Origin of the sequence: Citrobacter sp. Cu096 (assembly GCF_030332285.1) — a bacterium.
In the GTDB taxonomy this organism is placed as follows: Bacteria; Pseudomonadota; Gammaproteobacteria; order Enterobacterales; family Enterobacteriaceae; genus Citrobacter; species Citrobacter meridianamericanus.
In genome coordinates, this window is the sequence record NZ_JAOWID010000019.1 from 95,221 (window position 1) to 108,387 (window position 13,167).

Sequence of the window (13,167 nt, forward strand, 5' to 3'; positions counted from 1 at the left end):
ATTATCAGGGAATTTGACTTATGAGTGAAATCATTTCTGCAGCAGTTTTATTGATTCTGATTATGGATCCGCTTGGAAACCTGCCCATTTTCATGTCCGTATTGAAACATACCGAACCAAAACGCCGCCGCGCGATTATGATTCGCGAGCTGTTCATTGCGCTGTTGGTGATGCTGATATTCCTGTTTGCGGGCGAGAAAATTCTGGCATTTCTGAATCTGCGCGCGGAAACCGTGTCGATTTCCGGGGGCATCATTTTGTTCCTGATTGCCATTAAGATGATTTTCCCCAGCGCCACCGGGAATAGCGCCGGACTTCCGGCGGGTGAAGAGCCGTTTATCGTTCCGCTGGCGATCCCGCTGGTAGCGGGTCCAACAATCCTGGCTTCATTAATGCTGTTGTCGCATCAGTATCCTAATCAGATGGGGCATCTGGTAATCGCCCTGCTGATCGCATGGGGCGGTACGTTTGTGATTCTGTTGCAGTCGTCGCTGTTTCTGCGTCTGCTCGGGGAGAAAGGGGTGAACGCGCTGGAGCGCCTGATGGGGCTGATTCTGGTGATGATGGCAACCCAGATGTTCCTCGATGGCGTACGGATGTGGATGAAGGGGTAACCGTTTTGAAGCTGGAGAACATGGCATTTAGAGAACGATTCCGTTCACGTTATGTTCATTGCTTCTCTGAGATCTCGTCACCAGTGAACGTGTTAAGGGGGCTACGCAGCCCCCTTAACAATCCCGGCTCCCGGCAGGAAAATTACCACTTCGTGGTTCCCTCCACTTATTCCTCCAGTCTACCGGGCCGGGCGCGAGGCAGCGTCCATGCAAAACGCGCCCTGAACCCGCATCCCTGCGGGTTCTCCCGGCCTTACGGAAACGCGTCGGCAATTTTCAGCCGGACCAGCCCACACCTGACCACCTGAGCGTTTACTTGAATACCTCTGAACAGCAAAACGGATATAGCTGAAAGCCAGAGCGCTGAAGCGACACCCTGGTCCGGCTGAAAATCGATGAGGTGTTGACGGCTGACCGGGTCTGCCCGCAGGGATGCGGGCAGAGGGGACGGCCTGCATGGATGCAGGCTCGGCCCCGACCCGACAGGCAGACGGAATAAGACGAATAACTCGCGCAGCGACGATTTTCCCGCCGGGAGCCTGGGTTGCAAGGGAGGCGGCGGTGAGCCTCCCTTGCACGTTCACGGGCATCAGCGCTTCAGAGAAATGACACCACTGAGGTGAACGGAACCCTGAGCAATAATCACATGTTCACCCTACATGCTCAACTGAACGGCATTGCACTGTAATACCAGGTATTCCTTATGCTTTTAAACCGCTGAGAAAACGTATTTTCATTTCTGCGAAGCGCCTTCCGGAATACCCTCTTGCCAGCATCGCGGATAAGCATTATCTTCTCGCTGCACCTGCAAAATCAGGTGCCAGAATTAGCCTTCTGAACGCCTTCAGAGACTGCCCTATGGCGACGCCCCCTCTCTTTTCACACTCTTTATTTACCCTGCCCTTTAGCCATGCCACGGACTTCACCGAACTGGCGGATAACTGCGAGCGTGTTGTTGAAGGGCTGGTTGAATGTCATGACCCGTTTTCCCCTTTTCGAGCCTGAAACAGACCAGATGGGGCGTTACTGCCAGCTTTTGACGCATTTACTGATGAGCAAAACGCTTTCTGATGATATGGAGCGAGTAGCGGGTGATTTGCTGCAGGATTTGGTGGGCTATTTCGCCGACACGCTGAAAGCGCCGCGCTGGTTGAAAACCGAGGATGGTATGATGGTGCTGTAAAAAGCCGGGTGGCGCTTGCGCTTACCCGGCCTACGATGCGGATGTGTGCTCGTTTCCAGGCCCGGTAAGCGCAAGCGCCACCGGGCAACAAGACTCAGCTCAACAGCTGGAAAGCAATCATACCGACAATTGCGCCGACCGTGCCGAGGATGGTTTCCATCATCGTCCAGGTCTTCAGCGTTTGTGCTTCCGTTGCGCCGGTAAATTTACCGAACAACCAGAAACCGGCGTCGTTAACGTGGCTGACCACGATCGAGCCGCCTGCGATACAAATAGACAGTGCTGCCATCTGCGCACCGGAGAAGTTTAGCTGTTCAATCACCGGCATCACCAGACCGACCGCCGTTAAGCAGGCCACGGTCGCGGAACCCTGAATGATACGCACCGCTGCCGCCAGCACGAAGCAGGTAATGGCAATCGGCAGACCCATTCCGGTTAATGCTTCGCCCAGCGCTGGACCGACGCCAGAATCAACCAACACCTGTTTAAACACGCCACCTGCACCAATCACCAGCAGGATAATCCCCGCCGGTTGCAGCGCGTGGCCGCAGATCTCCATCACTTTGTCTTTTGGCATACCCTGGCGAATCGCCAGACCGTAAATCGCCACCAGACACGCTACCAGAATCGCAGTAAACGGGTGACCGATAAACTCAAACCATTCATAAGTTGAAGAACCAACCGGCACAAAACGCGCGGCGATGGTTTTCAAACCAACCAATACCAGCGGCAGCAGGATCAGCGACAAGCTAAAGCCGAAGGACGGCATTTTACCTTCGCCCAGATGCGGCTCGGTAATGTCATCAGGAATGTTCAGCTCAACGTAACGGCTGATGAAATTCCCCCACAGCGGTCCGGCGATAATCATGCCCGGAATCGCGGCACACAGGCCAATCAGGATCATCCAGCCAAAGTCAGCGTGCATCTGCGAAGCCAGCAACATCGGCGCTGGCCCTGGCAGTAAAAACGCCGCAGCTGCCGCTACGCCTGCAAACAGCGGAATGACTAATTTAACCAGGTTGGTACCGGTGTGACGCGCCATCGAGAACGCTACGCTAATCAGCAGCACAATTGCCACCTCAAAGAACAGCGGCAATGCACAGATAAGCCCGGCCAGGCCAATCGCGTAATGTGCGCGACTGTGACCGAAGGATTTCAGCATTTTGACGGCAATTTGATCGACTGCGCCGGTCTCATGCAAAATCTTGCCGAACATCGCCCCCAGTGCCACAACAATCGCCAGGAAGCCAAGCGTGCCGCCCATCCCCTTTTCCATGGTTGCCGCGATTTTATCGAGCGGCATACCGGAAAAGAGACCTGCACCAATAGACACCACCATCAAAGCAAGGAAGGCGTGCATACGCGCCTTCATCACTAAAAACAGCAGTAATAAAACGGACCCTACTGCTGTTAAAACAAGCGTTAATGTACTCACTACTTACTGCCCTGGTTAATAACCTCAATGGTGCTGGCGACCACACCGTCCAGTGGCTGATCGATATCGACCACCAGTACATCGTTTTCATTCGCACCCGGTTCTTCCAGCGCTTCAAACTGAGTTACCAGCATCTGCGTTTTGAAGAAGTGGCCTTTACGTGCTTTCAGGCGGCTTTCGATAACGTCAAAATCCCCTTTCAGATAGATGAAAGAGAGGTTCGGGTTACCGTCGCGCAGCTGGTCGCGATAGACTTTTTTCAGGGCGGAACAGACGATCAGCGAAACCTTGTTGGTACGCTGCATCGCAAAGGCGGCGTCATTCAGCGCCTGTAACCACGGTTTACGGTCGTCATCGTTGAGTGGCTCACCAGAAGCCATTTTCATGATGTTGCTGCGCGGATGGAGAAAATCGCCATCAAGAAACGCGGCCTGCAGTTGATGCGCCACTTCACTGGCTACAGCAGATTTACCGCTGCCCGATACGCCCATCAGAACGTAAACGTGGTGATCATGATTAGTCGTGCTCAAAGCGTTGCCCCCACTGGTACAAGAATCTGGAAATTGTTACGGGTAACTGTTATCGGTAACATTGTCCAGCCGGATAAATAGAGAAGCAATATCCATTCGTGCTCGAAGTGTATAAGTGTGAGCTACTTCAAACTTGTTGGCTTAAATAGATCCGCCCGGTGACAAGGTGAAACCTAAATCTAACATTTTAGGTGTGACTGCTTCACCACGGATGCGCGCCAGCAGACGTTCAGCGCCAATGCTGCCCATGCGTTCACGCGGCGTGAGCACGCTCGCCAGACGCGGCTCCATCACCTGTCCGATGTCGTGACCGTGGAAACCGGCAATCGCCATATCGTCAGGAATTCTCAGCCCTAAACGCTGGCATTCAAAGGCCGCCCCTACCGCCAGGTCATCGTTGGTACAGAAGACGCCATCAAGCTGCGGGTATTCACGTCGCGCCTGACGGATGAGTTCAATACCGGACGAATAGGAGGAAGATTGTTCCACCATCACGCTATATGGCACCAGACCGGCATCATGCATGGCCTGCTCGTAGCCTCTCTGTTTGATGATAGTACGTTCATCAAGACGTGCGCCAAGATAGGCAACATGACGATGCCCGCGGGCAATGATCGCCGCAGTCATTTGGCGCGCAGCTTCGAAGTTGTCAAAGCCGACGGCAATATCCAGACACGGAGACTGGCTGTCCATCAGCTCAACCACCGGGATACCGGCGACCTCAATCATTTTCAGGGTACGAGGCGTGTGGCTACGCTCGGTGAGGATCAGACCGTCGATATTCCACGACAGCATCGACTCCAGACGCTCCTGCTCCATTTCGGGTTTATAACCGTAGTGCGCCAGCATGGTCTGATACCCATGGGCGTCGGTAACGGCCTCAATGCCGCGTAATACTTCAGCAAAAACCTGGTTGGTGAGAGAGGGCAACAGAACGCCGATAGCGCGGCTGGTGGCGTTGGAAAGGATATCAGGAGCGCGATTGGGAATATAACCCAGCTCATCAAGTGCAGCGGCAATTTTGCCCCGCAGCGCCACGGAGACCTGCTCCGGATTACGCAAAAAGCGGCTGACCGTCATTTTGGTCACGCCCACGCGGTCGGCTACATCCTGAAGTACGGGTCTTTTCTTTTTCATCGTCCTGAAGCGTTAAAAAGGGATAGATTTCCCCAGTTTACCACGGACGCATGGAATTAATGACAAACGATGAAAAGCCGGATGTCGACGTTTTCGCGTCTTATCCGGCCTACAAAGGGTTACAGCACGTTAGACTGGCGGCAGATCAAACAGTAACACTTCGCTGTCGCTGTCGGCATGAATAGAAATTGCCTGTTCATCCCAGATTGCCAGGCCATCGCTGGTAGTCGCTTTAGTTCCGTTAATGGTGACGTTGCCTTTAACGACCTGGATCCAGACGCGACGTTCAGCGGCAATCTGATGTACCGACTGCTCATCTTTGACCAACGCCCAACGGTACAGCTCCATATCCTGGTACACTTTCAGCGAGCCATCACGAGCATCCGGCGACAGCACCAGTTGTTTACCCTGAGCGGCATCGAAACGACGCTGTTCATAGCGCGGCGTAATACCGTTCTCTTGCGGCATGATCCAGATTTGATACAGATGCAGCTTCTCAGTATTGCTCGGGTTGTACTCCGAGTGACGGATCCCCGTCCCGGCGCTCATAATCTGGAACTCACCGGCAGGAACCTGCTCTTTGTTACCCATGCTGTCCTGATGTTCTACCGCACCTTCCAGCACGTAGGTCAGGATTTCCATATCTTTATGGGGGTGAGTGCCAAAGCCCTGGCCTGCGTCAATCACGTCATCGTTAATCACGCGCAGTGCCGAGAACCCCATAAAATTCGGGTCATAATAGTTGGCAAAAGAGAAGGTATGCCAGGAATCGAGCCAGCCATGATTCGCATGACCACGGTCATTAGCTTTGCGTAAATAGATCATTGTGTTCACCCCCAGATGTTTTCGATGGAGTAAGTGTGGACTCAATCCGCCTGGGATCATAGAGGGTGAAAATTGACTCCTCTGTTCAAAAAATATGAACAAGCCCAGAGGAGTCTGTGCAAGCTATTTGGCGAGGGTTATCGTCGCCGGAGATGCCTGTTCAAAGGCGCGTTCGAGAAGTTCCAGGTTGGTAAGAACTTCAGATTCCTTGACGTAATTAGGCGTACCGGCGGTCAGCGTCTGGTATAGCGCATCATAGACGCGACCATAGTCCCCTACTTCCGGCTTCATCTCTTCTTTTATCGTCAGGCCGTCATCGTTAACGTACTCCAGTACCCCGATGGAATCGTCAGCAGCGAAACCTGGATCACCCGGCATGATATTGGCCTTCAGGCTGGTTTCCTGCTGGTCGATGCCGTACTTCACAAACGAGCCTTTGGTGCCGTGAATGATAAACTTCGGATAGTCGATTTTCACCAGATGGCTGGTTTTAACAATGGCTTTCAGGTCACCGTAGAACAGTTGCGCTTCAAAGGTGTCGTCCGGGTTCGCTTTATTACGCAGGCTGCGAATGTCATAGGCCACGTGTTCAGGGCGACCGAACAGCGAGATAATCTGGTCCATAGTGTGTACGCCCAGGCCATAAAATGCGCCGTCCTGCGGCAGTCCCGGCTTAATTTCCGCCTCGGGACGGTAGTAATCAAAATGGCTTTCAACCTCAACAATTTCGCCGAGTTTACCGCTCTCAATCGCCTTTTTAGCGGTTAGGAAGCAGGAGTCAAAACGACGATTCTGATACGGCGTAACGGTCAGCCCTTTGCTTTGCGCCAGTTCGAACAGCACTTTTGCTTCTGCCAGCGTCGGCGTGAACGGCTTCTCAACCAGCACGTTTTTACCCGCCTCCAGCGCACGTTTGGCGTAGTCAAAATGGCTGTCAGCATGGGTACAGACGATCACTAACCTCACCTGCGGATCGTTTAAGATCTCGTCGAGGTCGCTGGTGAAGTGAATATGCGAATACTGCGGCGCCTGCTCTTCCGGCCTGGCGTTACGGCGGAAAATGTGCGCGACATGCCAGCTATTTTTGCGGTTGAGGACGTACGGCAAATGGTAGCGAGTGGTACTTTTACCAAAACCAATAAATGCGCAGTGTAAGGTCATGAGACAGTCCTTTTGAAGATGATTGTCTACACCATAGCGCAAAGCGTGAGGAGACTGAATGTTGGATTCTTTGCCGGATAGCGCTTGAACGGCACCACTGGTGCGACAGGATCGGCCGCCGGCGTCGCGGTCAGTTTGTTCACGGCAAGCGCGCAGGGCCCGGAGCGTACTAAATGTACGTGAGGAGCACGAGCACTTCCCGGGGACAAAATGACAAGTAAGCCAGGCTGAAACAAAACCCCAAAAAAAAAGCCAGCAAAAGCTGGCTAAAGTAATACTGGAAGCAATGTGAGCAATGTCGTGCTTTCAGGTTCTCCATAGGGGTTCCCCTGAATGCAGAGCAATAATAATCATTCTCATTCGCACTTGTCTACTTCTTTTTGCAAAAAAATGCAGTTGACGGAATTTTCTTTCTCAGCGAGGGTAAAGACTCAATTAACCCTGAAGGAGATAAGGAATGAGTGAGATAGTGATTCGCCACGCTGAACCTAAAGATTACGACGCAATTCGTCAGATCCATGCCCAGCCGGAGGTGTATCACAACACGCTACAGGTTCCTCATCCTTCCATGGAGATGTGGCAAGAGCGACTAACCGAACGGGTCGGAATCAAACAACTGGTCGCGTGCATTGATGATATCGTCGTCGGACATCTCTGCATCGACGTTGCTCAGCGCCCCCGCCGCAGCCATGTCGCCGATTTTGGTATCTGCGTTGATGCCCGCTGGCAGAATCGCGGCGTTGCCAGCGCGCTTCTCCGTACGATGATCGACATGTGCGACAACTGGCTGCGCGTCGACCGTATCGAGTTAACGGTGTTTGTTGATAACGAACCTGCAATTGCGGTCTATAAAAAGCATGGCTTTGAGATCGAAGGGACAGGTAAGAAATACGGACTGCGCAACGGCGAGTACGTGGATGCGTATTTTATGGCGCGTGTGAAATAATGTTGAAGGGCGAGTCATCTCGCCCTGCTTATTGAAAGGACGCAATAGTGAAAAAGTTTGTTCCCCTGGTTTTACTGGCCTCGCTCTCTCCAGCTTTCGCCACGACCGTACAAAATCTCGATGCTGTCCCCGGCGCTATTCAACATCCTGAAGGTAAACAGATTTTTGCTGAGCAAATGGCAGGGGCAACACCTGCGAAAGGATTTGGTGAACTTCCGCAGGGATTATCAGAGAACCAGTGGATTGGCTGGGTTGCGCCAAACGAAAATCCTAATAATCTGATCCTCACCGGCGCCAAAGCCTGGGGCAAAGACGGAAAATACATTGGCGTCGCCTGTTTCGCAGACAATCAGGCCGATGCCGGGCAGGCAAAAAAGTACGCGGATAACACCTGTCCGGAAAACTACAGCAACGGACGCGCCAATAAATTATATCTCGGCGTTTTTTCCTGGCAGAACCAACAGCTAGTGCCTATTGCCCGCTCAGAAAAACCGTTAAACCAGATCTCGGCGTGGAATAAAGCCACCGATAAAGAGAGCGATGATGAGTCCGTCAGAGCGCTGGCTTATTATACAAAATTGGATCTGGCACCGTACCGGATCTCTCCCGATACTCTGGCGTTCGGGGTGCGCGGTGGCTACTCTGAGGCGTATTCAGGCGGCGGCGCATTTTATGAAGTGCTGGAGTTGTACACGATCAAAGACAACAAGATAATCAACGTGTTTTCCGACCTTGTTTATCAATATCAGGACATCGCCGGAGACTGGAACCAGGACGGAACGCGACAGCACGACATCAGCGAGAGTAAGTACATCCTGAAATTGCGGTCAGCAAAGACGCAGGGATTTTATGATTTGGAGGTCGTTAACCTGCAGGATAAAAGCAGTCACATATTTCGCTGGTCCGAATCACTGCAACAGTATGTTCCTTAACGAACTAATAAGGCCTACAACTTTCAGAGCGTTGTAGGTCATTATCCTTTATTTCCCCGCCGTTAAATCCAGAAACGGAATTGCCATCCAATCCTGACATAAAGTTGTTGATTACGGCTCATCCCCCAGCGTCACCTTGAGGCTAACAACCATCTGAATCATAGGACTATTCTACTTATTATCTTCATCGATATTTTTCGTGACTTTAATAAAATTAATATTTCATTTTTGTTTTTTTTTGGTTTCTGCCATCACTTTATGGTGACAATCACAACAATATACTTCACCTGGGATTAACTTAACCACGGTGAGGTAAAAAATGAAATTTGAACGCCATCATAGAATATTGAAAGAACTCAGTATTTCGGGAGTTGTAAAAGTTTCCAATCTGGCGAAAAGTCTCAAGGTAACAAAAGAAACTATTCGCTCAGATCTCAATGAACTTGCCGGACAGGGATATCTCACTCGCTGTCATGGTGGTGCATTTATTACCCTTGACTCTCTTGATAACGTTGCAAAAAACGAAATTGCTTATGTGCTGGAAAAATATGAATCAGCACAAAAAATAAAAAAAGGTCTCTCTGCCATGAAAAATAATGTATGTGTTATTGGCTCCTTCAATGTTGATATTATAAGTTACCTACCGAGGCTACCCTCGACAGGCGAATCATTACTTGCCGATAATTTTATTTTTTCGCCAGGCGGTAAAGGATGTAATCAGGCATTAGCGGCAAGCTATGCCGATTCTGATGTACATTTTATTACTAAAGTAGGGTCAGACCATTTTAGCGATTACGCCATTAATTTTATTAACTCATCAAAGATCCATAAAAGTGTTATCTATCAAACCAAAGAAACACAAACTGGCACAGCCACCATCATGGTGAATGGGGATACCGGAGATAACATCATCGCTATCTATCCCGGTGCGAACATGACAATTTCCCCTGATGAAATCACCATACAAAGAGAAGCCATTATTCATTCAGATATTGTTCTTGTACAGCTGGAGACAAATTACGAGGCGCTTCACCAAACAATTCGAATCGCGCAGAAAAATGATATCCCTGTCATTATCAATCCAGCACCATACAATGAAATGGTCAATACCATTATTGATAATATTGATTATATTACGCCAAATGAAACCGAAGCTGGTCTGCTGGCAAATATGTCCGTCAATGATATTGAGTCGGCAAAAAGTGCGGCAAAGATTATTCATCAGAAAGGCGTCAAAAATACCATTATCACCCTAGGGAGCAAAGGCTCCCTCGCTTATGACGGAACACAATTCATCTATTCCCCGGCGTTCCCGGCAGTTGTAAAAAATACCGCTGGAGCGGGCGACGCCTTTAATGGCGCTCTCGCATCAGGCCTTGCTAAAGGAAAATCACTGGCATCCGCATTGTGCTATGCCAGCGCATTCGCCTCACTTGCTGTTGAAACACCCAATGCCTCTGACATGCCAGAGAACGATTCTGTTCTTCATCGCATTCAGGGTTCAAATTATAAACAAACTATCTCGACTCACTAAATCAAGGAGCAGACTATGAATAATACGCAGAAAAAATTAAAGGTGCTCTTTATTGGAGAATCCTGGCATATTCACATGATTCATTCAAAAGGCTATGACAGTTTTACCTCCAGTAAATACGAAGAAGGTGCCACATGGTTACTGGAATGCCTAAAGAAAGGCGGAGTGGAAGTTGATTATATGCCTGCTCACACCGTACAAATCGCTTTTCCAGAAAGCGTTGATGAGCTAAACCGTTACGATGCCATTGTCATTAGCGATATCGGCAGCAATACGTTCCTGTTGCAAAACGAGACGTTCTATCAGCTAAAAATAAAGCCGAATGCTCTGGAATCAATTAAAGAGTACGTCAAAAATGGTGGTGGACTGCTCATGATTGGCGGCTATCTGTCATTTATGGGTATTGAGGCCAAGGCCAATTACAAGAACACCATTCTTGCCGAAGTCCTGCCAGTTATTATGCTAAACGGCGATGACCGGGTGGAAAAACCAGAGGGTATTTACGCTGAGGTAGTCTCTCCTGAACATCCTGTTGTTAACGGATTCTCAGACTACCCGGTATTTCTTGGATATAACCAGGTTGTAGCCAAAGAAGATACCGATGTCGTATTAACCATTAATAATGATCCATTGTTGGTGTTCGGTGAATACCAACGGGGCAAAACCGCCTGTTTTATGAGTGACTGCTCACCACACTGGGGAACGCAGCAATTCATGTCCTGGCCGTTTTATACCGACCTGTGGGTTAACACGCTTCAATTCATTGCCAGAAAATAAAAAACAATGGAGTAACGAAAGTTACTCCTTTTATAAAATATAAGGATTGATGTATGAACAAGAATAAGTACTCAACCCCCTTACTGATGCTTGCAACTATCTTAGCAGGTATGCTTTCCCCCATGCAGTCTGCCGTTAATGGACAATTGGGACACTGGTTGCAAGATGGTAATGCTTGCGCAGTAATCTCGTTCGCCAGTGGTCTGGTCGTCATGTTTTTTATTATTATTGCACGCAAAGAAACACGCCAGCAATTCGCGTCGATCCCTGCTCTGATTAAAACGCGGAAAATCCCGTTGTGGAATTGGTTTGCCGGATTATGCGGGGCGATGGTCGTATTTTCTGAAGGCGCATCAGCCAGTGCGTTGGGCGTTGCTACTTTTCAAACCGCATTGATTTCCGCTCTGCTCCTTTCCGGCCTACTGTGCGACCGTTTTGGTATCGGTGTGGATGAGAAGAAATATTTCACGCCATGGCGCATTACTGGCGCATTATTCGCTGTTATTGCCACCATTTTTGTCGTATCGCCACAGTGGCACTCAACATCCTTTATTCTGCTCGCTATCCTTCCATTTTTGGCAGGGTTACTTGCTGGCTGGCAGCCAGCAGGAAATGCCAAAGTCGCCGAGGCAACGGGCTCCATGCTGGTTTCCATTACCTGGAACTTCATCGTCGGCTTTTGTGTGCTGGGCGCTGCGCTGGCGATACGTGTCGCATTAGGTCATGTCACCGTCCAGTTACCCGATACGTGGTGGATGTATCTCGGTGGCCCGCTGGGTCTGCTGTCCATCGGGCTGATGGCGATTCTGGTCAGAGGCTTAGGTCTGTTGATGCTCGGAGTTGCTTCTACCGCAGGTCAGTTGCTTGGCTCAGTGTTGATTGATGAACTTATCCCATCACTAGGCAATACGGTCTACCTGGTCACGATCATTGGGACGCTGTTTGCGCTAGTAGGCGCAATTGTTACCACCATCCCCGAATACAGAGCATCCAAAATGGCGCAAAAAATGGAGGTGTCATGATGAAAGGTTTCCTGCAAACCGTAACAGGCCCCATTGCGCACACTGATATGGGTCTGACGCTACCGCATGAGCACCTGTTTAACGATTTATCATCAGTTGTTGACGAACCGCAATATGAATTTTCACAGCAACTCGTGGGGAAAAAAGTCAGCGCTGCTCTGCAGTGGGGATTGAAACACGATCCCTACTGCTGCGCCGATAACATGGACAGAAAGGAGATTGATGATGTCATCTTTGAAATCAACAACTTTATGTCATTGGGAGGCCGAACTATTGTCGACGCGACAGGTTCTGAATCGATCGGCCGGGACGTCTTATCTTTACGAGAAGTAGCATTAAAAACCGGTTTGAACATCGTGGCTTCATCAGGACCTTATCTGGAGAAGTTCGAAAGCGCCAGGATCCATAAACCTGTCGAGTTGTTAGCCTCACTTATTGATAAGGAACTGAATCAGGGGATAGGCGAGACGGATATTCGCGCCGGCATGATCGGTGAAATTGGTGTATCACCCGCTTTTACGCAGGCGGAACGCAACAGTCTGCGGGCGGCTTCTCTGGCACAACGTAATAACCCCCACACGGCGATGAATATCCATATGCCAGGGTGGCTGCGGCTGGGCGACGAGGTACTGGATATTGTCCTTGAAGAGATGAACGTCTCTCCGGCAAAAGTCTCGCTGGCGCATTCAGATCCTTCAGGAAAGGATGTTGCTTATCAATGTAAAATGCTCGACCGCGGCGTATGGCTAGAATTTGACATGATTGGTCTAGACATCACCTTCCCAAAAGAAGGGATAGCCCCGGGCGTTCAGGAAACCGCAGATGCGGTAGCACATCTGATTGAACTGGGATACGCCGACCAGATCGTCTTAAGCCATGATGTCTTTCTCAAACAAATGTGGGCAAAAAATGGGGGAAACGGCTGGGGATTTGTCCCGAATGTTTTCCTCGCCTATCTGGCTGCCCGTGGAGTAGACAACGATATTCTTCGTAAACTCTGTATTGATAATCCAGCACGGTTACTCACGGCGTAACCAATAAAGAGCCCGGTGCCAGGCACCGGGCTATGAA

Annotated in this window: 13 protein-coding genes and 1 pseudogene; 8 read left to right on the forward strand and 6 right to left on the reverse strand. The window is 50.1% G+C overall.

What is annotated here, in order from left to right:
• Nucleotides 1-20 precede the first annotated feature (20 nt).
• A complete protein-coding gene (yhgN, locus tag OGX99_RS04505) occupies nt 21-614 on the forward strand; it encodes an NAAT family transporter YhgN (RefSeq protein WP_151224134.1) in 594 nt (197 codons plus the stop codon).
• A 179-nt stretch (nt 615-793) separates the two neighbouring features.
• Here the strand turns inward: yhgN and OGX99_RS04510 are convergent, their stop codons facing one another.
• Nucleotides 794-1,204: a hypothetical protein gene (locus OGX99_RS04510; RefSeq protein ID WP_210904240.1), complete on the reverse strand. Its 411-nt coding sequence runs from the start codon at nt 1,202-1,204 to the stop codon at nt 794-796.
• A 268-nt stretch (nt 1,205-1,472) separates the two neighbouring features.
• On the opposite strand from OGX99_RS04510, the pseudogene OGX99_RS04515 reads away from it, so the two are divergent.
• Nucleotides 1,473-1,797: pseudogene (locus tag OGX99_RS04515) on the forward strand (hypothetical protein).
• A gap of 94 nt (nt 1,798-1,891) precedes the next feature.
• Here OGX99_RS04515 and gntU read toward each other — a convergent pair.
• The 5 genes from gntU to OGX99_RS04540 all read right to left on the reverse strand — a co-directional run bounded on the left by gntU (nt 1,892) and on the right by OGX99_RS04540 (nt 6,885).
• Complete coding sequence (gntU, locus tag OGX99_RS04520) at nt 1,892-3,232, reverse strand: gluconate transporter (protein WP_003023477.1); 1,341 nt, start codon at nt 3,230-3,232, stop codon at nt 1,892-1,894.
• Entirely contained in the window at nt 3,232-3,762 is a 531-nt protein-coding gene (gene gntK, locus OGX99_RS04525) for a gluconokinase (protein ID WP_003023475.1), read from the reverse strand. The genes gntU and gntK overlap by 1 nt, the downstream gene beginning before the upstream one ends.
• 141 nt (nt 3,763-3,903) lie before the next feature.
• Entirely contained in the window at nt 3,904-4,899 is a 996-nt protein-coding gene (gene gntR / locus OGX99_RS04530) for a gluconate operon transcriptional repressor GntR (protein ID WP_106107687.1), read from the reverse strand.
• 129 nt (nt 4,900-5,028) lie between these two features.
• A complete protein-coding gene (gene yhhW / locus OGX99_RS04535) occupies nt 5,029-5,724 on the reverse strand; it encodes a quercetin 2,3-dioxygenase (protein WP_003023472.1) in 696 nt (231 codons plus the stop codon).
• 123 nt (nt 5,725-5,847) lie between these two features.
• Nucleotides 5,848-6,885 (reverse strand): oxidoreductase, encoded by a 1,038-nt coding sequence (locus tag OGX99_RS04540; protein WP_187253808.1) that lies wholly within the window; start codon nt 6,883-6,885, stop codon nt 5,848-5,850.
• A 457-nt stretch (nt 6,886-7,342) separates the two neighbouring features.
• Here OGX99_RS04540 and yhhY point away from each other — a divergent pair, with 457 nt between their 5' ends.
• From yhhY to OGX99_RS04570, 6 genes are all read left to right on the forward strand, one after another.
• The gene (gene yhhY, locus OGX99_RS04545; protein ID WP_151216880.1) at nt 7,343-7,831 is read left to right on the forward strand and encodes an N-acetyltransferase; all 489 of its coding nucleotides are present in this window, start codon (nt 7,343-7,345) and stop codon (nt 7,829-7,831) included.
• A gap of 47 nt (nt 7,832-7,878) precedes the next feature.
• Entirely contained in the window at nt 7,879-8,763 is an 885-nt protein-coding gene (locus OGX99_RS04550) for a hypothetical protein (RefSeq protein ID WP_210904186.1), read from the forward strand.
• A gap of 319 nt (nt 8,764-9,082) precedes the next feature.
• The gene (locus OGX99_RS04555) at nt 9,083-10,297 is read left to right on the forward strand and encodes a PfkB family carbohydrate kinase (RefSeq protein WP_286542801.1); all 1,215 of its coding nucleotides are present in this window, start codon (nt 9,083-9,085) and stop codon (nt 10,295-10,297) included.
• Nucleotides 10,298-10,312: 15 nt separating this feature from the next.
• Entirely contained in the window at nt 10,313-11,074 is a 762-nt protein-coding gene (locus tag OGX99_RS04560; protein ID WP_187253811.1) for a glutamine amidotransferase, read from the forward strand.
• Between the two features lie 53 nt (nt 11,075-11,127).
• Nucleotides 11,128-12,096 (forward strand): DMT family transporter, encoded by a 969-nt coding sequence (locus OGX99_RS04565; protein WP_187253812.1) that lies wholly within the window; start codon nt 11,128-11,130, stop codon nt 12,094-12,096.
• A complete protein-coding gene (locus tag OGX99_RS04570; protein WP_187253949.1) occupies nt 12,096-13,130 on the forward strand; it encodes a phosphotriesterase family protein in 1,035 nt (344 codons plus the stop codon). Before OGX99_RS04565 ends, OGX99_RS04570 begins: the two co-directional genes overlap by 1 nt.
• Nucleotides 13,131-13,167 lie beyond the last annotated feature (37 nt).